Origin of the sequence: Erwinia pyrifoliae DSM 12163, from assembly GCF_000026985.1 — a bacterium.
Taxonomy (GTDB): Bacteria; Pseudomonadota; Gammaproteobacteria; order Enterobacterales; family Enterobacteriaceae; genus Erwinia; species Erwinia pyrifoliae.
In genome coordinates this window covers 1,318,422-1,341,482 of record NC_017390.1, presented here as the reverse complement: position 1 = coordinate 1,341,482, position 23,061 = coordinate 1,318,422, and the positions used below count along the sequence as shown (strand labels likewise).

The 23,061-nt window shown below is 54.1% G+C and carries 24 protein-coding genes, 4 tRNA genes and 1 other RNA gene; 13 read left to right on the top strand and 16 right to left on the bottom strand.

What is annotated here, in order from left to right; all coding sequences use genetic code 11:
• Positions 1 to 49: 49 nt before the first annotated feature.
• Entirely contained in the window at positions 50 to 400 is a 351-nt protein-coding gene (locus EPYR_RS05915; RefSeq protein ID WP_012667493.1) for a YfeC-like transcriptional regulator, read from the top strand.
• A gap of 47 nt (positions 401 to 447) precedes the next feature.
• Here EPYR_RS05915 and gltX read toward each other — a convergent pair whose 3' ends face one another.
• Positions 448 to 1,857: a glutamate--tRNA ligase gene (gltX, locus tag EPYR_RS05910; protein ID WP_012667492.1), complete on the bottom strand. Its 1,410-nt coding sequence runs from the start codon at positions 1,855 to 1,857 to the stop codon at positions 448 to 450.
• A 258-nt stretch (positions 1,858 to 2,115) separates the two neighbouring features.
• Between gltX and EPYR_RS05905 the strand changes: the two genes are divergently transcribed.
• From EPYR_RS05905 to EPYR_RS05885, 6 genes are all read left to right on the top strand, one after another.
• Positions 2,116 to 2,191 (top strand) — tRNA-Val (locus EPYR_RS05905).
• Positions 2,192 to 2,248: 57 nt separating this feature from the next.
• A tRNA-Val gene (locus tag EPYR_RS05900) sits at positions 2,249 to 2,324 on the top strand.
• A 31-nt stretch (positions 2,325 to 2,355) separates the two neighbouring features.
• Positions 2,356 to 2,431, top strand: a tRNA-Val gene (locus EPYR_RS05895).
• A 4-nt stretch (positions 2,432 to 2,435) separates the two neighbouring features.
• A tRNA-Lys gene (locus EPYR_RS05890) sits at positions 2,436 to 2,511 on the top strand.
• Positions 2,512 to 2,541: 30 nt separating this feature from the next.
• Positions 2,542 to 2,666, top strand: a non-coding RNA gene (locus tag EPYR_RS18995) — RtT sRNA.
• Between the two features lie 199 nt (positions 2,667 to 2,865).
• Positions 2,866 to 3,201, top strand: a complete 336-nt coding sequence (locus EPYR_RS05885; protein ID WP_012667491.1) for a FlxA-like family protein — start codon at positions 2,866 to 2,868, stop codon at positions 3,199 to 3,201.
• Here EPYR_RS05885 and EPYR_RS05880 read toward each other — a convergent pair.
• On the bottom strand, positions 3,198 to 4,118 hold the full coding sequence (locus tag EPYR_RS05880) for a LysR family transcriptional regulator (protein WP_012667490.1): 921 nt from the start codon (positions 4,116 to 4,118) through the stop codon (positions 3,198 to 3,200). The two genes, EPYR_RS05885 and EPYR_RS05880, sit on opposite strands and share 4 nt — an antisense overlap.
• 94 nt (positions 4,119 to 4,212) lie before the next feature.
• Here EPYR_RS05880 and EPYR_RS05875 point away from each other — a divergent pair, with 94 nt between their 5' ends.
• A complete protein-coding gene (locus EPYR_RS05875) occupies positions 4,213 to 5,238 on the top strand; it encodes a bile acid:sodium symporter family protein (RefSeq protein ID WP_012667489.1) in 1,026 nt (341 codons plus the stop codon).
• Between the two features lie 74 nt (positions 5,239 to 5,312).
• Here EPYR_RS05875 and EPYR_RS05870 read toward each other — a convergent pair whose 3' ends face one another.
• The 3 genes from EPYR_RS05870 to zipA all read right to left on the bottom strand — a co-directional run bounded on the left by EPYR_RS05870 (position 5,313) and on the right by zipA (position 8,540).
• Positions 5,313 to 5,531 (bottom strand): DUF3820 family protein, encoded by a 219-nt coding sequence (locus EPYR_RS05870; protein ID WP_014538713.1) that lies wholly within the window; start codon positions 5,529 to 5,531, stop codon positions 5,313 to 5,315.
• Positions 5,509 to 7,545, bottom strand: coding sequence for an NAD-dependent DNA ligase LigA (ligA, locus tag EPYR_RS05865; RefSeq protein ID WP_012667487.1), 2,037 nt, complete (start codon positions 7,543 to 7,545; stop codon positions 5,509 to 5,511). Before ligA ends, EPYR_RS05870 begins: the two co-directional genes overlap by 23 nt.
• Positions 7,546 to 7,610: 65 nt before the next feature.
• On the bottom strand, positions 7,611 to 8,540 hold the full coding sequence (gene zipA / locus EPYR_RS05860) for a cell division protein ZipA (RefSeq protein WP_012667486.1): 930 nt from the start codon (positions 8,538 to 8,540) through the stop codon (positions 7,611 to 7,613).
• Between the two features lie 220 nt (positions 8,541 to 8,760).
• Between zipA and cysZ the strand changes: the two genes are divergently transcribed.
• Both cysZ and cysK read left to right on the top strand, forming a co-directional pair.
• Complete coding sequence (cysZ, locus tag EPYR_RS05855) at positions 8,761 to 9,522, top strand: sulfate transporter CysZ (RefSeq protein WP_014538712.1); 762 nt, start codon at positions 8,761 to 8,763, stop codon at positions 9,520 to 9,522.
• A gap of 217 nt (positions 9,523 to 9,739) precedes the next feature.
• Positions 9,740 to 10,711, top strand: coding sequence for a cysteine synthase A (gene cysK / locus EPYR_RS05850; RefSeq protein ID WP_012667484.1), 972 nt, complete (start codon positions 9,740 to 9,742; stop codon positions 10,709 to 10,711).
• Positions 10,712 to 10,745: 34 nt separating this feature from the next.
• Here cysK and EPYR_RS20590 read toward each other — a convergent pair whose 3' ends face one another.
• The gene (locus tag EPYR_RS20590) at positions 10,746 to 11,030 is read right to left on the bottom strand and encodes a BTB/POZ domain-containing protein (protein ID WP_041473983.1); all 285 of its coding nucleotides are present in this window, start codon (positions 11,028 to 11,030) and stop codon (positions 10,746 to 10,748) included.
• A gap of 73 nt (positions 11,031 to 11,103) precedes the next feature.
• Here EPYR_RS20590 and ptsH point away from each other — a divergent pair, with 73 nt between their 5' ends.
• From ptsH to crr, 3 genes are all read left to right on the top strand, one after another.
• Positions 11,104 to 11,361, top strand: a complete 258-nt coding sequence (ptsH, locus tag EPYR_RS05840) for a phosphocarrier protein Hpr (RefSeq protein WP_004158914.1) — start codon at positions 11,104 to 11,106, stop codon at positions 11,359 to 11,361.
• Between the two features lie 205 nt (positions 11,362 to 11,566).
• Positions 11,567 to 13,294: a phosphoenolpyruvate-protein phosphotransferase PtsI gene (ptsI, locus tag EPYR_RS05835; protein WP_012667483.1), complete on the top strand. Its 1,728-nt coding sequence runs from the start codon at positions 11,567 to 11,569 to the stop codon at positions 13,292 to 13,294.
• Positions 13,295 to 13,337: 43 nt separating this feature from the next.
• Positions 13,338 to 13,841, top strand: coding sequence for a PTS glucose transporter subunit IIA (gene crr / locus EPYR_RS05830; RefSeq protein WP_004158920.1), 504 nt, complete (start codon positions 13,338 to 13,340; stop codon positions 13,839 to 13,841).
• A 114-nt stretch (positions 13,842 to 13,955) separates the two neighbouring features.
• On the opposite strand, the gene EPYR_RS05825 is transcribed toward crr, so the two are convergent.
• From EPYR_RS05825 to EPYR_RS05780, 10 genes are all read right to left on the bottom strand, one after another.
• A complete protein-coding gene (locus EPYR_RS05825) occupies positions 13,956 to 15,317 on the bottom strand; it encodes an ATP-binding protein (protein ID WP_012667482.1) in 1,362 nt (453 codons plus the stop codon).
• Positions 15,314 to 15,994, bottom strand: coding sequence for a response regulator transcription factor (locus EPYR_RS05820; RefSeq protein ID WP_014538710.1), 681 nt, complete (start codon positions 15,992 to 15,994; stop codon positions 15,314 to 15,316). The genes EPYR_RS05825 and EPYR_RS05820 overlap by 4 nt, the downstream gene beginning before the upstream one ends.
• 182 nt (positions 15,995 to 16,176) lie before the next feature.
• Positions 16,177 to 17,055: a cysteine synthase CysM gene (gene cysM, locus EPYR_RS05815; protein WP_012667480.1), complete on the bottom strand. Its 879-nt coding sequence runs from the start codon at positions 17,053 to 17,055 to the stop codon at positions 16,177 to 16,179.
• A gap of 79 nt (positions 17,056 to 17,134) precedes the next feature.
• Positions 17,135 to 18,223, bottom strand: a complete 1,089-nt coding sequence (cysA, locus tag EPYR_RS05810; protein ID WP_012667479.1) for a sulfate/thiosulfate ABC transporter ATP-binding protein CysA — start codon at positions 18,221 to 18,223, stop codon at positions 17,135 to 17,137.
• The gene (gene cysW, locus EPYR_RS05805) at positions 18,213 to 19,088 is read right to left on the bottom strand and encodes a sulfate/thiosulfate ABC transporter permease CysW (protein WP_012667478.1); all 876 of its coding nucleotides are present in this window, start codon (positions 19,086 to 19,088) and stop codon (positions 18,213 to 18,215) included. Before cysW ends, cysA begins: the two co-directional genes overlap by 11 nt.
• Positions 19,088 to 19,921: a sulfate/thiosulfate ABC transporter permease CysT gene (gene cysT / locus EPYR_RS05800; RefSeq protein ID WP_012667477.1), complete on the bottom strand. Its 834-nt coding sequence runs from the start codon at positions 19,919 to 19,921 to the stop codon at positions 19,088 to 19,090. Before cysT ends, cysW begins: the two co-directional genes overlap by 1 nt.
• Positions 19,921 to 20,937 carry a sulfate ABC transporter substrate-binding protein gene (locus EPYR_RS05795; RefSeq protein WP_012667476.1) on the bottom strand — a complete coding sequence of 339 codons (1,017 nt, stop codon included), beginning with the start codon at positions 20,935 to 20,937 and terminating at the stop codon, positions 19,921 to 19,923. The genes cysT and EPYR_RS05795 overlap by 1 nt, the downstream gene beginning before the upstream one ends.
• 287 nt (positions 20,938 to 21,224) lie before the next feature.
• Entirely contained in the window at positions 21,225 to 21,845 is a 621-nt protein-coding gene (locus tag EPYR_RS05790; RefSeq protein ID WP_012667475.1) for an RpoE-regulated lipoprotein, read from the bottom strand.
• Between the two features lie 72 nt (positions 21,846 to 21,917).
• Positions 21,918 to 22,373, bottom strand: coding sequence for a DUF2919 domain-containing protein (locus tag EPYR_RS05785; protein ID WP_012667474.1), 456 nt, complete (start codon positions 22,371 to 22,373; stop codon positions 21,918 to 21,920).
• A gap of 84 nt (positions 22,374 to 22,457) precedes the next feature.
• Positions 22,458 to 22,883 (bottom strand): GNAT family acetyltransferase, encoded by a 426-nt coding sequence (locus tag EPYR_RS05780; protein WP_012667473.1) that lies wholly within the window; start codon positions 22,881 to 22,883, stop codon positions 22,458 to 22,460.
• Between the last annotated feature and the right edge of the window lie 178 nt (positions 22,884 to 23,061).

The following is a 23,061-nucleotide window of genomic DNA, read 5'->3' as shown; positions in this document are numbered from 1 at the left end:
GAATTACTGTAATATACTTGAGGACTTATTCGGCAAAAGGGATATAAAAGTGAAAAAGGATTGGTTAACGCCGGAAGAACTGGCACAGCAAACAGGTTTTAGCAGACAGACAATTAATAAGTGGGTTAAGAAAGAGAACTGGACTACCGCACCGAAACCCGGTGTTCAGGGTGGAAAAGCTCGCATGATTCATATTGATGAACGAGTGAAACTTTTCCTTAAATCCACTCGCCATGCCGCAGAGCCTGGTGCTCACTACCGCGTCAATCAGAATTCCCTGCCTACATTGTTAGTCACCTCGGTACAGCAGTTGAGCAGTGACGAACAGGAAAAATTGGCAGCCATGCTGCTACGTGAGGGCATTCAGGGAATATTGCAGCGGCTAGGAATTGGCGCTTGATAAAAACCGGCCAGATTGATGGCCGGTTTTTTTTATTGCCTTTTGAGTTACGCCTCGCGATTGGCGATATATACCAGCGCTTCTGCAATGCGCGCCACGCTGCGCGCCTGGCCAATGGCATGTACAGTCACGTCCAGTGCTGGCGACTGTCCAATACCGGTAACCGCTACGCGCAACGGCATGCCGACTTTACCCATTCCCACTTCCAGTTCATCAGCCGCTGCCTGAATGGCGTGGTGGACACCTTCTACCGTCCAGTCAGTCATGGCTGCGAGCTTCCCTCGCACCACTTCCAGCGGCTGGCGTGCCACCGGGCGCAAATGTTTCTTCGCCGCTTCGGCATCGAACTGGTCGAAATCTTCATAGAAATAGCGGCAGGAAGCCGCCATCTCTTTCAGCGTTTTACAACGCTCACCCAGTAGTTTCACCAAATGTGCCAGCTGCGGGCCGCTGCGGGTATCAATTTTTTCCTGTTCAATGTGCCATTGCAGATGAGTAGCCACATATTCAGGTGCCAGAGAATTGATATATTGATGGTTCAGCCACTGCAGTTTTTCAGTATTAAAGGCGCTGGCAGACTTGCTTACCGCATCAAGTTCGAACAATTGTTTCATTTCATCAATGCTGAAGATTTCCCGATCGCCATGTGACCATCCCAGGCGCACCAGATAGTTCAGCAATGCTTCAGGCAGATAGCCGTCATCGCGATACTGCATTACACCTACCGCGCCGTGGCGTTTTGACAGCTTCTTGCCGTCGTCGCCAAGGATCATTGATACGTGCGCATATACCGGCACATCTGCGCCAATCGCTTTCAAGATATTGATTTGACGCGGGGTGTTGTTGATATGGTCTTCACCACGGATAACATGGGTAATCCCCATATCCCAGTCGTCAATGACCACACAGAAGTTATAGGTTGGCGCGCCGTCAGTACGGCGAATGATCAGATCGTCCAGTTCCTGGTTGCTGAACTCAATCGGGCCACGGATCCGGTCGTCAAAGATAACTGAACCTTCCTGCGGGTTGCGGAAACGCACGACGCAAGGCTCGTTATCCGCATGATGTTCATGGCCGTCACGGCAGCGGCCGTCATAACGCGGCTTTTCGCCATTGGCCATCTGATTTTCACGCAGCGCTTCCAGCCGCTCTTTTGAGCAATAGCATTTATAGGCGCTACCTGCTTCCAGCATCTGGTCGATAACCGCGTTATAACGGTCAAAACGTTTAGTCTGGTAGTACGGGCCTTCATCCCAGTCGAGATGGAGCCAGTTCATGCCATCCATAATGGCATCGATAGCCTGCTGCGTTGAACGCTCCAGATCGGTATCTTCAATACGCAGCACGAATTCACCGCCGTGGTGACGGGCAAACAACCAAGAATACAGTGCGGTACGAGCACCGCCAACGTGCAGATAGCCAGTTGGGCTGGGAGCGAAGCGGGTTTTGATTTTCATTAATGAATGCCTTATTACGCGCAGGCTTTGGCCTGAGTCAGCACAGAATTTTAGTGGCACACATTCTAACACCTGCGTGCGAATCCTCAACGCCAATCCCCGTTTGCTGGCTGCCCCTGGGGCGTAATTGTTTTGGCAACTCTCTGTTTTTGGCTGAAATGAAGGCATGATGGTTATTTTTACGACGAACACACATTTTACGCTGAAAAAGCGTTGACTCAGCTCAATGGTTCCCTATAATGCGACTCCACACAGCGGGGGTGATTAGCTCAGTTGGTAGAGCATCTCCTTTACACGGAGGGGGTCGGCGGTTCGAGCCCGTCATCACCCACCACTCATTAATGAGTGATGCCCGCTAAGATTGAAAAGCAGTACCCGGATATTGAGGTGTGGGTGATTAGCTCAGTTGGTAGAGCATCTCCTTTACACGGAGGGGGTCGGCGGTTCGAGCCCGTCATCACCCACCACAAATCTTTATTCTGGCATCAGTAACGATATGGGTGATTAGCTCAGTTGGTAGAGCANCTCCTTTACACGGAGGGGGTCGGCGGTTCGAGCCCGTCATCACCCACCATATCGGGTCGTTAGCTCAGTTGGTAGAGCAGTTGACTTTTAATCAATTGGTCGCAGGTTCGAATCCTGCACGACCCACCAATGTAGAAAGGCGCCCTAAAGGCGCCTTTTTGCTATGCCGATTCGGGCGGGGTTCGAACCTGTAGCAGGTCGAGTCGAGCGTAGCGAGACAACGTTGCCAGCGGCAACGGCCCGCAGGGCGAGGCGNAGCCGAAGTCATCCTGCACGACCCACCAATGTAGAAAGGCGCCTTTTTGCTATGCGTGATTCGGGCGGGGTTCGAACCTGCAGCAGGTTCGGGTCGAGCGCTGTGAGGCAACACCCCGTCATAACCCCTACCTTTCATTTTCTTATCACTTATTTTACGATTTTCCACCTCAAGTCTGCAGCGTTTCCCACCGATAACCCATACGGTTAATAGCAATGGAGACAAACATGACAACAATTAATGGCAGTGCCCGCGTATCCGTCAGCTCGGGCGGAAGCAGTTCAGTTTCGCAAACCGCCAGTATCAATAAGCAGATCGTCAAACTGCAGGAGCAGCTGAAAAGCCTTAGCGATGAGACGTCCCTGAAAGACGATCAGAAAGTAAAACAGCAGCAGATGATAGAAAACCAGATAGCCATGCTGGAAGCTCAGCTGGCACAGATCCAGCAGCAGCAGGTCGACGAGCAACTGCAGGAAAGCAAAGCGGCAGACAGCGGTAGCAGCAAAGTAGCCGATGGCGTCAATCGCCCGACGCAAAAAAATACATTAAACGCCTATATCTAAAACGGCGAGGTGCTGGCACGTTGCCTTGTCAGCACTTCAGCCTGCTGGCGCACTTCCTGCCAGATTGCCTCTGCGGCTGGCGTCAATGAGCGATTTTTACGTCTCACCAGCATAATAGTACGGTTAATTTCCGGCGTGATACGTTTCACCATCAGCGGTCTGCCCTGCGGTAACGGCAACGCCAGTGCGGGCAGAATGCTGATGCCGATTCCGGCTTCCACCATGGGATAAAGCGTGGCGGGATGGCCAATTTCTTGGGCGATATCTGCCTGCACCTGCTGCAAACGCAGCGCGTCGTCGATCAATACCCGGCTACCGGATGAGTAATCCTGTAATACCAGCGTACGTTGATTCAGCATGTTCCAGTAAACCGTTTGCCGCTGCGCCAGCGGATCATCCTGCCGACACAGCAGTAAAAAAGGTTCTTCAAGGATCGCTTCACACTGTAAATCGTCTGCCTGCAACGGCCCTATCACAATCCCGAAATCAACCTCGGCATTACGAATGCTCTGCAACACCCACTGCTGCGGGCGGTCGCGCAACATGATTTTAATTTCAGGATAGTGTATCTGCCCGCTGGCCAGGCACTGTGGCATCAGATGCGCGGAGATGGTCTGGCTGGCGGCGACGCGCACCGTGCCGCTGCGCTGCTGCCCGTAGCTGCGCACGTCCAGAAGAGTGGTATTCAGCTCTTCCAGCATCCGTTCAAGACGGCTGGCGAGCTGTTTTCCTGCTTCCGTCAACAACACTTCACGGGTGGTGCGGTCAAGCAGGCGAATACCCATTTCATTCTCCAGCTCTTTAATGCTATGGCTGACTGCGGACTGGCTAAGCCCAATTAATTGCCCCGCCTGGCTGAAACTCCCCTGCCCGGCAACAGCAACGAAGACGCGCAGCTGGCGTAAGGTGTAATTCATCTGTTTTTCTCATATATGAATTTAATAAATTAATTTTATTTATAAAACCGTCCAGCGCACAATAGCAACATCTCTGTTTAACCAGGCATAAACAATGGGTATTTTTCGTATCGATCCTCTGATGTTAAAACTGATTATCACCGTGCTGCTGGCATCGTTCCTGCCCGCTCGTGGTCATTTTGTTGATTTCTTCGAGTGGTTAACCACCGCCGCCATCGCGCTGCTGTTCTTTATGCACGGCGCCAAGCTGTCACGCGAAAAAATTATTGCCGGTGGCGGCCACTGGCGTCTGCATCTGTGGGTGATGTTCAGCACCTTCGTGCTGTTTCCGGCGCTGGGAGCCATTTTTGTCTGGTGGCATCCTCTGCAGGTGAGCCACGAGATCTATACCGGATTTATGTATCTGTCGATCCTCCCTGCTACCGTTCAGTCGTCAATAGCTTTGACTTCGCTGGCCGGAGGCAACGTTGCGGCGGCGGTGTGCAGCGCATCGGCATCCAGCCTGTTGGGGGTGTTTATCTCACCGTTGCTGGTTAGCCTGCTGATGAACGTGCACAGCAACGTTCCGGGCGGCAGCCTTGAACAGATCGGTAAGATTATGCTGCAGCTGCTGGTTCCGTTCGTTGTCGGGCATCTTTCCCGCCGCTGGATCGCGAACTGGGTCGAGAAAAACCGCAGCCTGATCGGCAAAACTGACCAGGCTTCGATTTTACTGGTGGTCTATTCGGCCTTTAGCGAAGCGGTGGTAAACGGTATCTGGCACCGGGTAGGCGTGGTGACGCTGGTATGGATTGTCGTCGGCAGCCTTGGCCTGCTGTTTGTGGTGCTGGCGATTAACCTGACCGCCGCCCGCCTGTTTGGCTTCAGCCGTGCCGATGAAATCACCATTCTGTTTTGCGGTTCTAAAAAGAGCCTTGCCAACGGCGTGCCGATGGCCAATATCCTGTTCCCATCCGCCGCAGTGGGCATTATCGTGCTGCCACTGATGATCTTCCACCAGGTACAGCTGATGGTCTGTTCAATGCTTGCGCAACGCTACAGAAAAGCCGGAGAGAAGCAGGCCGTTGCACGCCAGGAGTCCGCCAACCGGGCGGTGAGCGGATCCGGGAAGTCAAGCTAGATCAAAGCGGTGCAGGGATGACGCCTGCGCCGGTCATTGAGGGTTACGCCTGCTTATCGCTGAAACACCAGGTTTTAATGCGGCTGCTTTAACGGATTGATCAATCCCTCTAATCCCTCAATCTTGACAGCCAAAGTCATCTGCATCAGTTCCCCAAGGTGGCCCTGAGGAAACTCATTCTTGCGGGCAAACCACAGCAGGTACTCTTCCGGCAGCTCAATTAACACGCACCCTTTGTATTTGCCAAAGGGCATAACGGTATTCGCCATTTCAATCAGGTGTTTTTTTTCCATACTTTTCACCGAGTAAACGTATCATTTCCTGCTCATCTATCACATCAATGCCCAGCTCCCGGGCTTTGGCCAGTTTGGAACCTGCGGCTTCTCCGGCAACGACCAGATCGGTTTTCTTCGATACGCTGCCGCTGACCTTCGCCCCCAGCGCCTGCAGACGGTCTTTGGCTTCGTCACGGGAAAGGATGCTCAGTGAACCGGTCAGCACCACGGTTTTACCGGCAAACGGACTGTCGATCTCTTCTGCTTTAACCACCATCACCTGCGGCCAGTTTACCCCGGCCTTGTCCACCAGCAGGCGAATGATCTCAAGGTTACTCTCTTCGTCAAGGAAGTTGCGCACATGGCTGGCGACCACTTTGCCGACGTCCTGCACCGCCATTAACGCATCCAGATCGGCCGCCATCAGCGCGTCCAGCGTGCCAAAATGAGCCGCCAGATTTGCCGCAGTGGCTTCGCCGACTTCACTGATGCCCAGCGCATAAAGGAACCGTGCAAAGGTGGTTTGCTTCGCTTTTACCAGCGCGTTCACCACATTCTGCGCCGATTTCGGCCCCATCCGATCCAGCCCGGTCAACTTGCCTGCCGTCAGTTCAAACAGCTCCGCCGGATTTTTGACATATTCTTTGTCCACCAGCTGATCGATAATTTTCTCACCCATACCGTCGATATCCAGCGCCCGGCGAGAAACAAAGTGTTTCAAGGCACCTTTACGCTGCGCGCCGCAAATCAGACCACCGGTGCAGCGCGCCACCACTTCCCCTTCGACGCGTTCGACGTCCGAGCCGCATACCGGGCAGCGTGTCGGGAATGCAATCTCACGCGCGTTGTCGCCTGTCTCCACCACGCTCATGACTTGGGGAATGACATCGCCAGCCCGGCGGATAACCACACGATCGCCGATTTTCAGCCCCAGTCGCTCGATTTCATCGGCGTTATGCAGGGTGGCATTACTCACCATGACCCCGGCAACCAGCACCGGTTCCAGCCTGGCAACCGGCGTAATGGCGCCGGTGCGGCCAACCTGAAATTCGACATCACGCACTGTCGTCATCTGCTCCTGCGCGGGAAACTTAAACGCGACTGCCCAACGTGGTGCACGCGCAACAAAGCCCAGCTGCTCTTGCAGCGCCAGGCTGTCCACTTTAATCACCACGCCATCAATATCGAAGCCCAGCGTCGGGCGAGCCGCCTCAACCTGGTGGTAGAAGTCCAGTACCTCTGCCGGACTGTGGCAAAGGCGCACACGATCGCTGACCGGCAGCCCCCAGGCTTTAAAACGTTGCAGGCGCGCCCTATGGCTGCGCGGCATTTCGCCGCCTTCCAGCAGACCCAGGCCGTAGCAGAAGAAAGTGAGCGGACGTTTCGCGGTGATACGCGGATCAAGCTGTCGCAGAGAACCGGCGGCGGCATTGCGCGGATTAGCAAACACCTTTTGACCGCTGCTACGCGCCTGCTCATTCATTTGCTCGAATCCGACCAGCGGCATAAAAACTTCACCACGCACTTCGAGGCGCTCAGGAATGTTGTCACCACTCAAACGCAGCGGAATAGCCCGGATGGTGCGCACATTAGCGGTAATATTTTCTCCCGTGGTGCCATCACCTCGGGTCGCAGCCCGTACCAGCTCGCCTTTTTCATACAGCAGGCTGACCGCCAGCCCATCCAGCTTCAGCTCGCAGCAAAAGGTGATGTCATCCGTGCTTTTCAGCCGATCCTGCACGCGCTTATTAAATGCCAGATAACTCTCTTCATCAAAGGCATTGTCCAGCGACAGCATCGGCACTTCGTGGCGCACCTGCTCGAAAACACTCAGTGGTGCTGCACCTACGCGCTGGGTTGGTGAGTCGGAGGTCAGCAGTTCAGGGTGCTGCGCTTCCAAATCGCGCAATTCACCCATCAGACGATCGTATTCTGCATCGGGCACTGCCGGTGCGTCCAGCACATGATACTGATATTCATAGTGGCGAAGCAGGGTTCGCAGATGGGTGATTTTGTCTTGCACAGATTCCATAGCGGCACCATCAGAGATGAAAAACCCCCGGCTGTCGGGGGTTTGAAAAGATTAACCGGGGCAAATTAGTGGTTAGCGTCGATGACGTTGCGAATACGCGCTTTGTACGTTTCCAGCTTCTGTGGCGTCATCATGCGGCGCTCATCATCAAGCACCACGCCACCAACATCATCGGCGATCCGCTGAGCGGATTGCAGCATCAGCTTAAAGTTTTGATGAGCATCACCATAGGAAGGCACCATCATAAAGATGGACACGCCCGGGGTAGAGAATTCCGACATATTGTCTGGATTGAACGAACCGGGCTTAACCATGTTCGCCAGGCTGAACAGCACCGGGCCGCTGCCTGCCGGGTTAAGATGCCGGTGGAAGATATTCATCTCGCCAAACTGGAATCCTGCCTGCAAAACGCCTTGCAGCAGTGCTTCACCACTGAGGCTACCGCCAGCATGAGCCGAAACGTGTAGCACCAGCACGGTCTCTTTTTGACGCGTGTCTACTGCCGGTGCTTGCGGGCTGTGCTCGGGCGCTGCTGCCACAGCCGATTCAACCTTATCGGCTGGCGGAGCGGTGGTCGGCCGAACTTTTTCCGGCTGGAGAGCCGGCTGAATCACTTCAGGCTCCGCAGGGTTCTGTGCTAGTGCGGCACCGAACAGCGGATCCTCAGCAGACGGCTCATCGTCCCGATCCTGCGGCTGGTGGTGATATACCGGCTCAGGCTGCGGTTTACTGTGACGCGGCGGCGCATCCCCGGTATCAATTTCACCCAGGGAAGGTTCCGATGTTTCAGGAGGGGGGCGTCGCGTACGCACTTCACCCACGCCTTCTTCGTCATCTTCGAAAGCTTCTTTTCTGTCCTGTTTTAAACGCTTGTGCGGGCGATCGCGAAAAACGGATGAACGCTCTTTACGACTGGTCCACAGGCCATGTAGTAAAAGCGCTATAATGGCGATCGCGCCAACAACGATTAATATCAGACGCAAATCCTGCATCATTGTATTCTCTGTTGTTCCAGTACCTTGCCACCGCGGCAAACTTTATCCTCTAACTGTATTTGCCAGAGTACACAAGTGCAAGTCCGTGCAGTATTTTCTGACAAATATCCCGCTTTAAGGCGGCTTATTTGCTGATTTTTCGCACACCCGACCTGTATTGAGCAGAAAAAGCTGGGGTATGATAGCCACCGCCTTCCCGTTTAAAGGAGAAAAGCAGTTCATGCCACATCACAATTTTGACCATTCGCCTAACGGCGTTCACTATTTCAGCATCGGCTGGAAACTGATTCGCCTGCCGGGTATACGCCGTTTTGTGATCCTGCCACTGGTTATCAATATTGTTCTGATGGCGGGTGCATTTATCTGGCTGTTCCACCGTCTCGGGCAATGGATACCAGAACTGATGGCGATGGTTCCGGGTTGGCTGCAATGGCTGAGCTATCTGCTGTGGCCACTGCTGGTGCTGTCAATCATCCTGGTCTTTAGCTATTTATTCTCCACGGTGGCCAACTGGATTGCCGCCCCCTTTTGTGGGCTACTGGCCGAACAGTTGGAAGGAAGGTTGACCGGTAACCCTCTGCCTGACAACGGCTGGAGTGGACTGATTAAGGACCTGCCACGCGTTATCAAGCGTGAGTGGCAGAAGCTGGCTTACTATCTTCCGCGCGCGCTGGTGCTGCTGGTGCTCTATTTTTTACCGGGGTTTGGTCAGATCGTTGCCCCGGTGCTGTGGTTCCTGTTTAGCGCCTGGATGATGGCCATCCAGTACTGTGATTATCCTTTTGATAACCATAAAGTGAACTTTCGCCAGATGCGTTCGGCCATGCGACAGAACAAAACGATGAATCTGCAGTTTGGTGCGCTGGTCAGCCTGTTCACCATGATCCCGCTACTCAATCTTGTCATCATGCCGGTTGCGGTGTGCGGAGCCACCGCAATGTGGGTGGATCGTTATCGCCCACTGCTGGCCTCGAATCGCTAACCGCATTGGTGTCTGACGCCGGCCGCTTTTACTGGCGTCTGGCCCTCCAGTCGGTGAGCCAGGAAAGCGCCTGGATAGCCATTTGATGCGGCTTATGCCCTTTTTGCAGGACTTATTTCTGCTAAACATATCTATATACGATTTCATCACTTCACGGGCAGAGTGAACAAGGTATGCTCTGTGCGTTCCCAGTATTTCATACAGTTAAGGACGGGCTATGAGTAAGATATATGAAGACAACTCTTTAACAATCGGTCATACGCCGCTTGTTCGACTGAACCGCATCGGTAATGGACGCATTCTGGCAAAAATTGAGTCGCGTAATCCCAGCTTCAGCGTCAAATGCCGTATCGGTGCCAATATGATTTGGGATGCGGAAAAGCGCGGAATTCTTAAGCCGGGTATTGAACTGGTCGAACCGACCAGCGGTAATACCGGTATTGCCCTGGCCTATGTCGCGGCAGCTCGCGGATATAAACTGACGTTGACGATGCCCGAAACGATGAGCGTTGAACGCCGCAAGCTGCTGAAAGCACTGGGAGCGAATCTGGTGCTGACCGAGGGTGCAAAGGGTATGAAAGGTGCCATCAGCAGAGCGGAAGAGATCGTCGCCAGCAATCCGGATAAATTTGTCCTGCTGCAGCAGTTCAGCAATCCGTCCAATCCGGAAATTCATGAGAAAACCACCGGCCCGGAGATCTGGGAAGATACCGATGGCGAAGTAGACGTGTTTATCGCCGGCGTGGGCACCGGTGGCACGTTAACCGGGGTAAGCCGTTACCTCAAAAACACGAAAGGGAAGACAGATCTGATTTCGGTCGCGGTTGAACCCACCGATTCGGCGGTCATCGCTCAGGCGCTGGCCGGGGAGGAGCTTAAACCAGGCCCGCACAAGATCCAGGGTATTGGCGCAGGTTTCATCCCGGCCAACCTCGATCTCAACCTGATAGACCGCGTTATTGCCATCACGAATGAAGAAGCCATTTCAACTGCGCGCCGCCTGATGGAAGAAGAAGGTATTCTGGCCGGTATCTCTTCCGGTGCCGCCGTGGCTGCTGCATTAAAGCTACAGGAAGATGACGCATTCGCGGGAAAAAATATTGTGGTTGTGCTCCCCTCTTCCGGAGAACGTTACCTTTCCACCGCGCTGTTTGCCGATCTGTTTACCGAGAAAGAGCTACAACAATAATTTTGACATAGCTAATTTGTATGAAAAAGCACCCTCATGGGTGCTTTTTTGTGGAGTACGTCAAACTTTTAGCACCCTGAAGATTGATTTTACCCTCAATCGTCTGGTATTTAAGCTGGCAATTAATTCGATCCGAAAAATTAATCGAAACACAAAATGGATTTGGCTGAATCGATTTATCGGTTTGGCGCAGCAAGACAAATCGCGGCATAATGAGAAGTGGATGAGTGAGACGAAAATCCCTGGTTTTCTCTTTACCTTTGCTCCACCTTACAAGCGCATTTTCAATCAGCCTCGAATCTTGGTCTGCGCGGCTCATTACAGGCTAATGCCCCGTCATCCACCGGGCTTTAGATCAACAACACCAAAACTTATTAAGTTGGGGAAATATTATGTTCCAGCAAGAAGTCACCATCACCGCACCAAACGGCCTGCACACGCGTCCGGCAGCTCAGTTCGTTAAAGAAGCTAAAGCATTTGCTTCTGACATCACCGTTACTTCTAACGGCAAGTCTGCCAGCGCGAAGAGCCTGTTCAAATTACAGACCCTGGGTTTGACTCAGGGCACCGTGGTGACCCTGTCTGCAGAAGGCGAAGACGAGCAGAAAGCCGTCGAGCATCTGGTCAAACTGATGGCCGAACTCGAGTAATCAGTTCGCTATCCAGCACAGCTGTATCAGGCAAATAAATGCAATATTGACCGCGGATCGAGCGTCCGCGTTGTTGCCTTGGTAAAATTATCGCAGGCTTACGCGTTGATTTGCATAATACGTCTGGCTCGCTGGGAGGAATAAACGCCATGTTAATCCGCGCTTTCCCCCTCAGACGATAATCAGAAAGACAAAAGGTAGGGTTATGATTTCAGGAATTTTAGCATCACCGGGTATCGCTTTCGGCAAGGCGCTTCTGCTGAAAGAAGATGAGATTGTTATTAACCGGAAAAAGATTTCTGCCGACCAGGTCGATCAGGAAGTTCAGCGTTTTCTGGACGGTCGTAAAAAGGCTGCCGCGCAGCTGGAAACGATCAAAACCAAAGCGGGTGAAACCTTCGGCGAAGAAAAAGAAGCGATCTTCGAAGGGCATATCATGCTGCTTGAAGATGAAGAACTTGAGCAGGAAATCATCGCTCTGATTAAAGATGAGCACGCCACCGCTGATTCTGCTGCCTATTCTGTTATCGATGGCCAGGCGAAAGCACTGGAAGAGCTGGATGATGAGTATTTGAAAGAGCGTGCTGCCGATGTCCGTGACATCGGTAAGCGCCTGCTGCAAAACATTCTTGGCCTGCATATTGTCGATCTTAGCGCCATTAATGAAGAAGTTCTGCTGATTGCCAAAGATTTGACTCCGTCCGAGACGGCTCAGCTCAACCTGAAAAAAGTCTTAGGTTTTATCACCGATATTGGTGGCCGTACTTCACACACTTCGATCATGGCGCGCTCGCTGGAGCTGCCAGCCATTGTCGGTACCGGTGACGTTACCAGCCAGGTGAAAAACGACGACTTCCTGATCCTGGATGGCGTAAATAACCAGGTGTACGTCAACCCGACGCCGGAAAAAATCGAAGAATTAAAAGCCGTGGCGCATCAGTACCTCAGCGAGAAAAACGAGCTGGCGAAACTGAAAGACCTGCCGGCGATCACTCTCGATGGTCATCAGGTTGAAGTGTGCGCAAACATCGGTACCGTACGCGACGTCGCGGGTGCTGAACGTAACGGCGCTGAAGGCGTTGGCCTGTATCGCACCGAGTTCCTGTTTATGGATCGCGAATCGCTGCCAAGCGAAGATGAGCAGTTCCAGGCTTATAAAGCCGTGGCGGAAGCGGTTGGCGCTCAGGCTGTCATCGTACGAACCATGGACATTGGCGGTGATAAAGACCTGCCGTATATGAACCTGCCGAAAGAGGACAACCCGTTCCTTGGCTGGCGCGCCATTCGTATTGCTATGGATCGTCCAGAAATCCTGCATGCGCAGCTACGTGCTATCCTGCGCGCCTCTGCCTTTGGCAAGCTGCGTATCATGTTCCCGATGGTGATTTCCGTTGAGGAAGTTCGCACCCTGAAAGCGGAGCTGGAAACACTGAAAGCCCAACTGCGCACTGAAGGTAAAGCATTCGACGAGAAAATCGAAGTGGGTATTATGGTGGAAACGCCTGCTTCCGCCGCGATTGCTCATCATCTGGCGAAAGAAGTCGACTTTTTCAGTATTGGAACAAACGACCTGACGCAGTACACTCTCGCAGTAGATCGTGGTAATGACCTGATTTCGCATCTCTACAATCCCATGTCCCCTTCTGTACTGACGTTGATCAAGCAAGTTATTGATGCTTCTCATGCTGAAGGAAAATGGACCGGTATGTGTGGTGAGCTGGCAGGTGACGAACGTGCTACACTACTGTTACTGGGAATGGGGCTGGACGAATTCAGCATGAGTGCTATTTCTATCCCACGCATCAAGAAAATTATTCGTAATACCAATTTTGAAGATGCGAAGGCGTTGGCAGAGCAAGCTCTGGCTCAGCCGACAGCGGATGATTTGATGAACCTGGTGAATAAGTTCATTGAAGAAAAAACACTCTGCTGAGACTGAAAAACGCTGGCACAACATTACTGCTTAGGAGAAGAACATGGGGTTGTTTTCAAAACTTTTTGGCGATAAGTCAGATTCCGCATCGGGTGCTATCGAGATCGTAGCACCGTTATCGGGTGAAATCGTCAATATCGAAGACGTACCGGATGTCGTATTTGCGGAAAAAATTGTTGGCGATGGTATCGCTATCAAACCTACAGGCAATAAAATGGTTGCGCCGGTTGATGGCACCATCGGAAAAATTTTCGAAACCAATCACGCGTTTTCCATTGAGTCTGACAGCGGTATTGAGCTGTTTGTCCACTTCGGTATCGATACAGTCGAGCTGAAGGGTGAAGGCTTCAAGCGAATCGCCGAAGAAGGTCAGAAAGTGAAGAAAGGCGACGTGGTGATCGAATTCGATCTGGCGCTGCTGGAAGAGAAAGCGAAATCAACGCTGACGCCGGTGGTGATCTCCAATATGGATGAGATCAAAGAGCTGGTTAAATTAACAGGCAGCGTTGTTGTCGGTGAGACCCCGGTTATTCGTATTAAAAAATAATCGCGCCCATCATGAAAAAGCCTCCTTAATTACCGGGGGCTTTTTTTATGTCTGTCCATCCAATGCGACCGGCCTTGTCTGAACGCGCCCGGTTAGCGAAAAAACGGGCTTTCATCACACCAATGAAATTTCCCAGTGTGGCAGACGGATTGTCAGCTCCAGCCCCCCTTCGCGAGCATTCATCGCGCTAACCTCACCGCCGTGGGCTAACACAACTTTACGCACGATCGACAAGCCAAGTCCGTAACCTTTACCTGACAGCGGAGAATTAACGCGCACAAACGGGTCAAAAATGCTGGAGAGTTTATCAGGCTCCACTCCCGGCCCTCGATCGCGAACGCAGATCGCCAGCCAGCCGTCTTCATGTTGAAGAGTCATGAGCACCTGCTGTCCCTGGGTTGAGAAACGCAGCGCGTTGCGTACAACGTTTTCTACCGCCGAGCGAATCAGGTTGGCATCCCCTTTCACCGTGTAATCATGCAGCCTGTCGGCGTCCAGCAGGATCTTAACGCCGGGTATCTGCGCCTCATAGCGCGCATCGTTGGCCACCGCCTCCAGCAGCCCCAGCAAATCAAAGTACTGTTCATCTGGCAAATTCTGGTGTTCCGTTCGTGACAAAGTGAGCAGCTCACCGATCATCTTATCCAGTCGACGAGCCTCTTCATCGATCCTGTCAAGTGAAGCAGAGACGGATCCTGGGGTTTGGCGCGCCAGCCCCGTTGCCAGCTGCAGGCGTGCCAGCGGCGAGCGTAACTCATGCGATACGTCGTGCAACAGTTCTTCGCGCGCGCTGACCAGCACCAACAGGCGCTCCACCATGGCATCAAAGTCCCGCGCCACTGCCGACAGTTCATCGTGGCGTAGACGCATCTGCGGGAACAGGCGCACGGAAAGGTCGCCTTTCGCGACGCGGGCAAACCCTGCACGCAGCTGACGCATAGGGCGCGTCAGATTCCAGGCAAGAAACAGACTGAATAACAGCCCGCAAATACCGCCGACAATAAACAGCGGCAGTGGCATGTTCAGAATACTGTGCGGCCGATGTGCCATTCCGCTGTCCGCACGCATTCCAGCCACGTCATAACGCAGTTGGTAGTGGCGACCATCCGCACCTGTCACCGATGCGGTGATGTCTTCGGGGAATTCGCCGGGCGGCAGAAAGTGGTTCAGTTCATTATGCGGCCTTTGCGCAGACGGCAAACCCTCCGTCAGCTGCACCGAAAAAAACCGCCGATCGCCCGCCGGCCAGTCGATCATCATATTATTCAGCGCCTCCATGCCACCGCGCTGCAGCACCGAAGCGGCCGAGGTCATTTGCAGGTTAATAATACGCCTGGTAGCCTGATTTTCCGGGGGGTCATGGTGTTTGCCATACAGGCTAAACCCCAGCCACAGGAGTTGCGTAATGGCAATAAAAGTTAACCAGAACCCCAGCAGAATTTTCCAGAACAAAAAGCCAGGCAAACCCGTTTTCATCGGATGCGGTAACCGATACTGCGCACCGTTTCAATATTGATGGCGTGGTTAGTCAGCCCCGCCAGCTTCTGACGAATATTGCTGATGTGCACGTCCACGCTGCGATCGTAAGCCTCGCGCGGGCGCCCCAGTCCTTTTTCCGACAGCTCATCTTTAGACACCACGCGTTCAGCCGAAAGAAGCAGCAGTTCGAGCAAATTGAACTCTGAAGCGGTGAAATCGAAAGGCTTATCCTGCCATTCGCTGATGCGCGTTGCCGGGTTTAACGTCAGTTCACCCCAGACAATCATCTCATTGTTTTTCGTTGCAGCAGGCGGTTCTTCAACGCGCCTGAGTACGGCGCGCAGGCGGGCAACCAGTTCACGCGGGTAGCAGGGTTTGGGCATGTAGTCATCCGCCCCCATTTCCAGGCCAATCACGCGGTCGATATTATCGCCCTTCGCCGTCAGCATAATCACCGGCAGGCGGCCGTGCTGTCGCACCTGGCGCAGCACATCGATGCCGCTCATATCGGGCAGCATGATGTCGAGGATCATGGCGTTGTAGTCGCCGGAAAGCGCCCCGTCCACGCCCGCTTTGCCGGTTAACGCTAATGATGCATCAAAACCTTCGGCAATCAGGTACTCACTGAGCATGGTGCCCAGCTCAGGGTCGTCATCGACCAGTAAAATTTTCATAGGCGATCTCACAATGATACAGACGCCATTTTCACCTGTTAACGGGCAATACGCAGCCGCTTTTACCCAATCCTTACAGTATGGCAGGTGAAAACCATGCGTACGCCATCCACCAGGCGCATAGTGGGAAATATACATTGGGCCAGAAAAAAGCCCTTCCATGCCGGTTTGTGGATAAATGATCAATAAACGCCGGTAGATAAGTAGCGGTCACCACGATCGCAGATAATAGCGACAATCACGCTGCCGGGATAAGCACGGGCAATACGCAGCGCCCCGGCAACGGCACCACCGGAGCTGACGCCACAAAATATCCCTTCATGCCTTGCCAGCAGACGCATGGTCTCTTCCGCTTCTTGTTGCGACATATCCAGCATCTGATTCACCAGTTCAGGACGAAAAATACCCGGTACATAGGCAGCAGGCCAGCGGCGAATACCTGGAATGCTGCTACCCTCGGACGGCTGTAGCCCCACAATTTCCACGGCCTGATTCTGCTGCTTAAGGAAGCGCCCGACGCCGGTAATCGTACCCGTGGTGCCCATGCTCGACACAAAATGCGTCAGGCGTCCCGCCGTCTGCTGCCAGATTTCCGGCCCGGTGGTGAGGAAATGGCCCAGCGGGTTATCGGGGTTATTAAACTGGTCCAGCACCTTACCTTCACCGCGAGCGGCCATTTCCAGCGCCAGATCCCGCGCCCCTTCCATGCCCAGCTCGCGGCTGACGAGGATCAGCTCAGCGCCGTAGGCGCGCATCGCCGCCTGGCGCTCAACGCTCATGCTCTCCGGCATCAATAGCTTAAGCACATAGCCTTTCATGGCGGCAATCATCGCCAGGGCAATACCCGTATTGCCACTGGTTGCCTCGATCAGCACATCACCGGGGTGGATTTCCCCCCGCAGCTCCGCCTGCTGGATCATCGATAACGCTGCCCGATCCTTCACCGAGCCGGCAGGGTTGTTGCCCTCCAGTTTTAGCCAGATTTCACTGCCGTTATCCGGGATCAGGCGCTGCAGCCGGACTAACGGCGTGTTACCGATGGTGTTTTCGAGTGTGGTCACGTCAGCCTTCCCGGCATGAAATAGCAGAGGCTGGTATCAACCAGCCCCTTGAAGAAATGAGCGTCAGAGAAGGAAAATATCAGGCGCTTTCAGCAAAGGCAACCGGTCGTAATGCGGCATCGCCGCGATACAGGCGTGCATTTTGCAGGCCAACGAATAAACGCTCGCCGCGTTGCGGAGCCACCTGGTCACCGTCCATCACCACGGTCAACGGATCGGCGCTCCATTCGGCAGGCTGCAGAACCAGCTGCCAGTAGTGCCCGCGCGGGCTGATCTCCAAAACCCTCACAGGCAACGGGGTTTCGAGGCTGCCCTGACGGCTGACGTCAATTTCCCACGGTCGCAGAAACAGCTCCACTTTTCCCTGATGCGCCGGGGTGTAAGCCAGCGGCCAGTGATGTGCGCCAACGTGAAACTGAGAACCGTGCACTTCGCCGTCAAAGCGGTTCACTTCGCCGAGGAATTCCAGCACGAAGCGGCTTGCCGGGTCGCGCCACACTTCACCCGGCGTACCGACCTGCTCGATATTGCCCTGGCTCATCACCACCACGCGATCCGCGACTTCCATCGCCTCTTCCTGATCGTGGGTAACAAACACGCTGGTGAATTTCAACTCTTCATGCAGCTGACGCAGCCAGCGGCGCAGCTCTTTACGTACCTGGGCGTCCAGCGCGCCAAAAGGCTCATCCAGCAGCAAAATTTGCGGCTCCACCGCCAGCGCACGCGCCAGCGCGACGCGCTGTTTCTGCCCACCGGAAAGCTGTGCCGGGAAGCGCCCTGCCAGATGACCCAGCTGCACCATCTCCAGCAGACGCGTTACCTTCTGCTTAATTTCAGCAGACGACGGACGTTCGCGGCGCGGCAATACGTTCAGCCCAAAGGCGATATTGTCGAATACCGTCATATGACGGAACAGCGCATAATGCTGGAACACAAAGCCCACCTGGCGGTCACGGGCATGTACCCGGCTGACGTCTTTACCGTGAAAGCTCAGGCGACCGCTGTTTTGGTTCTCCAGCCCGGCGATAATGCGCAGCAGCGTAGTTTTTCCCGAGCCGGAAGGCCCCAGCAGCGCAACCATATGCCCGGAAGGAATTTCCAGAGAGATATCGTTGAGGACTTTTGTCCGGCCGAAGAATTTATTGATGTTGCCGATCTCAATGCTCATGGTTCCCCTCCCGTTGCAAACGCTGCTGCTGGCTCTCTAATCGCCACTGCAGCGCGCTTTTCAGAAACAGCGTCACTATCGCTATCAGAGTTAACAAGGCAGCAGCGGTAAATGCGCCCACGCTGTTGTAATCCTGATGCAGTAATTCAACCTGTAATGGCAGCGTATAGGTTTCGCCGCGAATAGACCCTGACACCACCGAAACCGCACCGAACTCGCCGATGGCGCGGGCGTTAGTCAGCACAACCCCATATAGCAGCGCCCAGCGAATATTCGGTAAGGTCACGCGCCAGAACATCTTCCAGCCGGAAGCCCCCAGCAGCACCGCAGCTTCATCTTCGTGGCTTCCCTGGCTCAGCATGACCGGCACCAGCTCGCGCACCACAAACGGACAGGTAACAAAAATCGTCACCAGCGCCATGCCCTGCCACGAGAACATCAGCTGGATACTGTGCGCATCAAGCCACCCGCCGGCCGGGCCATTCACTCCCCAAAAAAGCAGGTACATCAGGCCTGCCACCACCGGCGAAACGGCAAACGGGATATCGAACAATGTCAGCAGCAGCTGGCGGCCGGGGAAAGTAAAACGCGTTACCAGCCAGGCCAGCAGCGTACCAAATACCAGGTTAACCGGCACCGCAATCAGGGCAATCAGTAACGTCAGCCAGATGGCGTGCAGCATATCGGCATCGCGCAGATTACCGAGCGCCGCTATCAGCCCCTCAGAAAACGCCGTGGCAAATATCGCCACCAGCGGTATGACCAGCAGCAGCAGAGAAATCAATGCGCCGAGTCCTATCAGCATCCATTTACCCCACGGGATGCGTGCACGGCGCACGTCTTTAAAATCGCTGATTTCCGCCATCAGTGACCTCCAATACGACGGCCAAAGCGGCTCTGCAAGGTGTTAATGGCAAACAGCAGCAGCAGCGAAGCGGCAAGGATCACGGAAGCAATCGCGCTGGCTGCCGGATAGTCAAACTCCTGCAAACGGACAAAAATCATTAGCGAAGTCACTTCGGTTTTCCACGCAATATTACCGGCGATAAAAATGACCGCGCCAAACTCGCCCAGGCTACGGGTAAACGACAGCGCCGTCCCCGCCAGCAGCGCCGGGCCTATTTCGGGCAGAACCACGCGCCGGAAGCTCTGCCACGGCGTTGCACCGAGCGTTTCAGCGGCTTCTTCATATTCCGGCCCCAGCTCTTCCAGTACCGGCTGTACGGTACGCACCACAAACGGAATACTGGTAAACGCCATCGCCACGGCGATGCCAAGCCAGGTGTAAGAGACCTTGATATCAAACTGCGCCAGCCACTGACCGTACCAGCCGTTCACGGAAAACAGCCCGGCCAGCGTCAGGCCGGCTACCGCCGTAGGCAGTGCAAAGGGCAGATCCATCAGACCGTCGAGCAGTGCACGCCCCGGAAAGCGGTAGCGCGTCAGGATCCACGCCATCAGCATGCCAAACAGCGCGTTGAAAACAGAGGCTACCCCGGCGGCAACCAGCGTCACCTGGTAAGCGGCCATCACCTGCGGGTTGGTGATCACTTCCCAGTACTGTGCCAGCGACATCTGCGCAAGCTGCATCAGCAGTGCGCTGATCGGCAGCAGCAGGATCAGACAGGTGAAAAACAGGCTGCTGCCCAGACTGATACCAAACCCGGGCAGTACGCGTTTACTTCGTGTTGCCAACATCAATCACGCCTCGCCGCTAAAAGCTTATCCAGTTCGCCACCGCTGGCGAAATGCGTTTTCATCACCCGATCCCAGCCGCCAAAAGCCTGCTCCACGTCGAACAACTCGGTGTGCGGAAAACGATTTTTTTGTTGCGCCATCAGCTGCGGGTTGTTCACCCGATAGTAAAAGCGGGTGATGATTTGCTGGGCAGATGGCGTGTAGAGATAGTTCAGATAGGCTTTAGCCGCCTCTTCGGTGTGGTTGTGACTGATATTTTTGTCGACCCACGCCACCGGGAACTGCGCCAGAATATTGGTGGGCGGCACAACCACCTGATAGCCATCCTGCGCGTACCTGTCGCGAATAGTATTTACCTCGGATTCAAAGCTTATCAGCACGTCACCCAGGCCACGCTCAACAAAGGTGGTCGTTGCTCCACGGCCACCGGTATCGAACACCTCCACGTTTTTCAGCAGCTGCGCCATAAACTTTTCAGTCTTTGCTTTATCGTGGCCGTCGGCTCTTTCGGCCGCGCCCCAGGCGGCCAGCCAGGTATAGCGCCCGTTGCCGGAGGTTTTCGGGTTAGGAAAAATTAATTTCACATCATCGCGCACCAAATCGTTCCAGTCGTGGATATGCTTCGGGTTCCCTTTGCGCACCAGGAAAGCCATGGTTGAATAAAACGGCGAACTGCCGTTCGGCAGACGCTGCTGCCAGTCGGCTGCGATCAGCCTGCCCCTGTCATGCAGGATCTGCACGTCGGTGACCTGGTTATAGGTGACGACGTCCGCTTTAAGCCCCTGCAACATCGCCAGCGCCTGTTTAGAGGAACCCGCATGGGACTGTTTAATGGTCAGCGTATCGCCTGCATGCTGCTGCGCCCACTGCTTTTCAAACGGCGCATTCAGGGCGGCGAACAGCTCGCGCGAGACATCATAAGAGCTGTTAAGCAGCTCGGTGGCCTGCGCCCCCGGACTCAGCACCAACGAAAATGCACAGGCCGTGATTACTTTTTTTATCGTCGGTAGCGCCATTATGTACCCTGAAGATGAGCCGGTTAAGCGGGAAAGTGAGTTGTTAAGTTTATTGATAACCTGCCGTAAAGACGTAGCGGTTTTATATACCGTTTGGTGCTTTGCCATGATAAAACGCTATAAGCTTGTGGCATTGGTTATGCCGCAGATGGGAAACAACCCGGCCTGAATAGTGAAGATTTAACATGCCGTGGAATTTTCTCCCCAGTCACCCAACCTGCAACGTGACGCCACAGCCTGACTGGCTTGCCAGAGGAGATGCTGATATCCGGCGGTTAGCGGTTAAATTAACGCCGCCAGATAATTTTGCTCAGCGTCCAGTTTTTCAGGGTTTGGTCTGCAGGGATCAACTCGTCCGGACCGTGCCAGTCGCCGCTAAACACATAGCTGATGTGCTGACTCCCCGGCGCTTTGCATTCAACGCTGGCGCTATCTGCCCCACTCCCTTTCTGGCAGTTATCGAAGGCTTTTTTAAACAGGTCGCTGAACGGCGTGCCAATTTTCACCCCGCTGACGGTGGCAATCGCACGGTCGGAGATATCAACGCGGCTGACGGTGCTCTGCCCGGTTAACTCCAGCCTGACCTGCTTGTCGCTGTTCACCGCCTGCCAGAAGTGAACGATGTTACCGTCCGCAGTGCGCATCCCCTGGCGTAACTGGTAGTTGCCATTGAGGCCGTCACTCAGCGCTTGCTGTTGCAGCGGGGTATTGCCATTTATGCCGCCCACCCCCCGTTCACTGACCTGTAACGGTGAAGAAAACCAGTTCAACGGTGACAGGCTGGACCACGACCATGAAACGGGGTTCCACCCTGTTGAAGACGAGGTGCTTTCGGGCTGGGAAGGTGAACTGGCGCAGCCCGTTAGCAGCATACAGGCTGCCAGCAACGCCGGTCGAATAGCTTTCATGACAACTCCAGATAGAATGTACAGGATTTATTTATTAACGCGTTAGAGTACTAATCCGCACAAAAGTTTTACTCAATGATTTTCAGCGGGGTCGAAGCAGTCGCGCAAACGCCGGGAATACAACAGCGCCAGCAGCGCCGTACCGTCGGCCAGGGATGTCAGCAACAGCAGATCGGAAACGCGGTTGTGCCAGAGTTGGGAAAACTGTAGCAACAGCGCCAATAGCAGGGTCAACAGCAATACCCAACGCCATGCCTGCCACAGGCGCGGCAAACGTTGACGATAGCCGGTTAACAGCAATCCAAGCGCGGCAGGCACGCCCAGGCACAACCCCAGCCAGAAACCCGCGTTATCGGGGTAGAACAGTTCCAGCAGCGGCGAACCTTGCTGCCCTGAAGCACCTGCCATCACAAACAGCAGCCAGGTACGCGCCTGCAGCAGCAGGATCGCCCAAAAAGACAGCGGTAAGCGCAGCTGGCCTTTACTGTCATAATCATCCGGGAGATATTTCACACCGATCAGTTTCATAGAATGAATACCGTAATTCTCTGCATCATTAACGTGGCGGCACTGATTAATAAGGTGTGCCGCCACGTTAAGGGTGAAGAGAAATCAGTATTCGCGGTCTTCAATCAGGCGCTTGCCTAATAACAGGCTGTCCTGAGTCTCATAATCGAGCTTTTCATAGAAGCCCGTCACCGCGTCGTTTTCTTCACGCACCATTACATTTATTTTCGGGCAGCCCCGGGCGATAAGCTTTTTCTCCAGGCGATTAATCAGCGCGTTGGCGAAACCGCGCCCCTGGTAATCGGGATGCACGCCCAGGTAGTAGGCCGAACCGCGATGACCGTCGTAGCCGCCCATCAGCGTACCGACAATTTCGCCGCCGGCCACGGCCACCAGGAACAGATCCGCATCGTGGTTGAGCTTACGTTCGATATCCATCTCCGGATCGTTCCACGGACGTAACAGATCGCAACGCTCCCAAAGGGTAATCACTTCTTCAAAATCATCTTGCCGGAATGCGCGAATTTCCATCAGATTTGGCCTGTGCTTAGCTTAATTTGTTGATTATCACGCATTCTTCCGTCGGTGCAAGTCCGTTGGTGCACCTTAAGGAAAAAAAGCGCTTATAAGGCGGGTAAGTCTGCCGAAATAATTGGTAAAAGGCTGAAATAGTTCACTTCTCGCCGCCTTAACAAGGTTACGATATAAC

What these genes read in the sequence shown, in the direction of transcription:
- EPYR_RS05885 (WP_012667491.1), top strand. Translation starts at nt 2,866, where the DNA reads ATGACAACAATTAATGGCAGTGCCCGCGTATCCGTCAGCTCGGGCGGA.
- zipA (WP_012667486.1), bottom strand. Translation starts at nt 8,540, where the DNA reads ATGATGCAGGATTTGCGTCTGATATTAATCGTTGTTGGCGCGATCGCC.
- crr (WP_004158920.1), top strand. Translation starts at nt 13,338, where the DNA reads ATGGGGTTGTTTTCAAAACTTTTTGGCGATAAGTCAGATTCCGCATCG.
- cysA (WP_012667479.1), bottom strand. Translation starts at nt 18,223, where the DNA reads ATGAGCATTGAGATCGGCAACATCAATAAATTCTTCGGCCGGACAAAA.
- cysK (WP_012667484.1), top strand. Translation starts at nt 9,740, where the DNA reads ATGAGTAAGATATATGAAGACAACTCTTTAACAATCGGTCATACGCCG.
- EPYR_RS05785 (WP_012667474.1), bottom strand. Translation starts at nt 22,373, where the DNA reads ATGAAACTGATCGGTGTGAAATATCTCCCGGATGATTATGACAGTAAA.
- gltX (WP_012667492.1), bottom strand. Translation starts at nt 1,857, where the DNA reads ATGAAAATCAAAACCCGCTTCGCTCCCAGCCCAACTGGCTATCTGCAC.
- EPYR_RS05870 (WP_014538713.1), bottom strand. Translation starts at nt 5,531, where the DNA reads ATGGAAAAAAAACACCTGATTGAAATGGCGAATACCGTTATGCCCTTT.
- EPYR_RS05825 (WP_012667482.1), bottom strand. Translation starts at nt 15,317, where the DNA reads ATGAAAACGGGTTTGCCTGGCTTTTTGTTCTGGAAAATTCTGCTGGGG.
- EPYR_RS05790 (WP_012667475.1), bottom strand. Translation starts at nt 21,845, where the DNA reads ATGAAAGCTATTCGACCGGCGTTGCTGGCAGCCTGTATGCTGCTAACG.
- EPYR_RS05795 (WP_012667476.1), bottom strand. Translation starts at nt 20,937, where the DNA reads ATGGCGCTACCGACGATAAAAAAAGTAATCACGGCCTGTGCATTTTCG.
- ptsI (WP_012667483.1), top strand. Translation starts at nt 11,567, where the DNA reads ATGATTTCAGGAATTTTAGCATCACCGGGTATCGCTTTCGGCAAGGCG.
- EPYR_RS05820 (WP_014538710.1), bottom strand. Translation starts at nt 15,994, where the DNA reads ATGAAAATTTTACTGGTCGATGACGACCCTGAGCTGGGCACCATGCTC.
- cysT (WP_012667477.1), bottom strand. Translation starts at nt 19,921, where the DNA reads ATGTTGGCAACACGAAGTAAACGCGTACTGCCCGGGTTTGGTATCAGT.
- EPYR_RS05875 (WP_012667489.1), top strand. Translation starts at nt 4,213, where the DNA reads ATGGGTATTTTTCGTATCGATCCTCTGATGTTAAAACTGATTATCACC.
- EPYR_RS05780 (WP_012667473.1), bottom strand. Translation starts at nt 22,883, where the DNA reads ATGGAAATTCGCGCATTCCGGCAAGATGATTTTGAAGAAGTGATTACC.
- ptsH (WP_004158914.1), top strand. Translation starts at nt 11,104, where the DNA reads ATGTTCCAGCAAGAAGTCACCATCACCGCACCAAACGGCCTGCACACG.
- ligA (WP_012667487.1), bottom strand. Translation starts at nt 7,545, where the DNA reads ATGGAATCTGTGCAAGACAAAATCACCCATCTGCGAACCCTGCTTCGC.
- cysZ (WP_014538712.1), top strand. Translation starts at nt 8,761, where the DNA reads ATGCCACATCACAATTTTGACCATTCGCCTAACGGCGTTCACTATTTC.
- EPYR_RS20590 (WP_041473983.1), bottom strand. Translation starts at nt 11,030, where the DNA reads ATGAGCCGCGCAGACCAAGATTCGAGGCTGATTGAAAATGCGCTTGTA.
- EPYR_RS05880 (WP_012667490.1), bottom strand. Translation starts at nt 4,118, where the DNA reads ATGAATTACACCTTACGCCAGCTGCGCGTCTTCGTTGCTGTTGCCGGG.
- cysW (WP_012667478.1), bottom strand. Translation starts at nt 19,088, where the DNA reads ATGGCGGAAATCAGCGATTTTAAAGACGTGCGCCGTGCACGCATCCCG.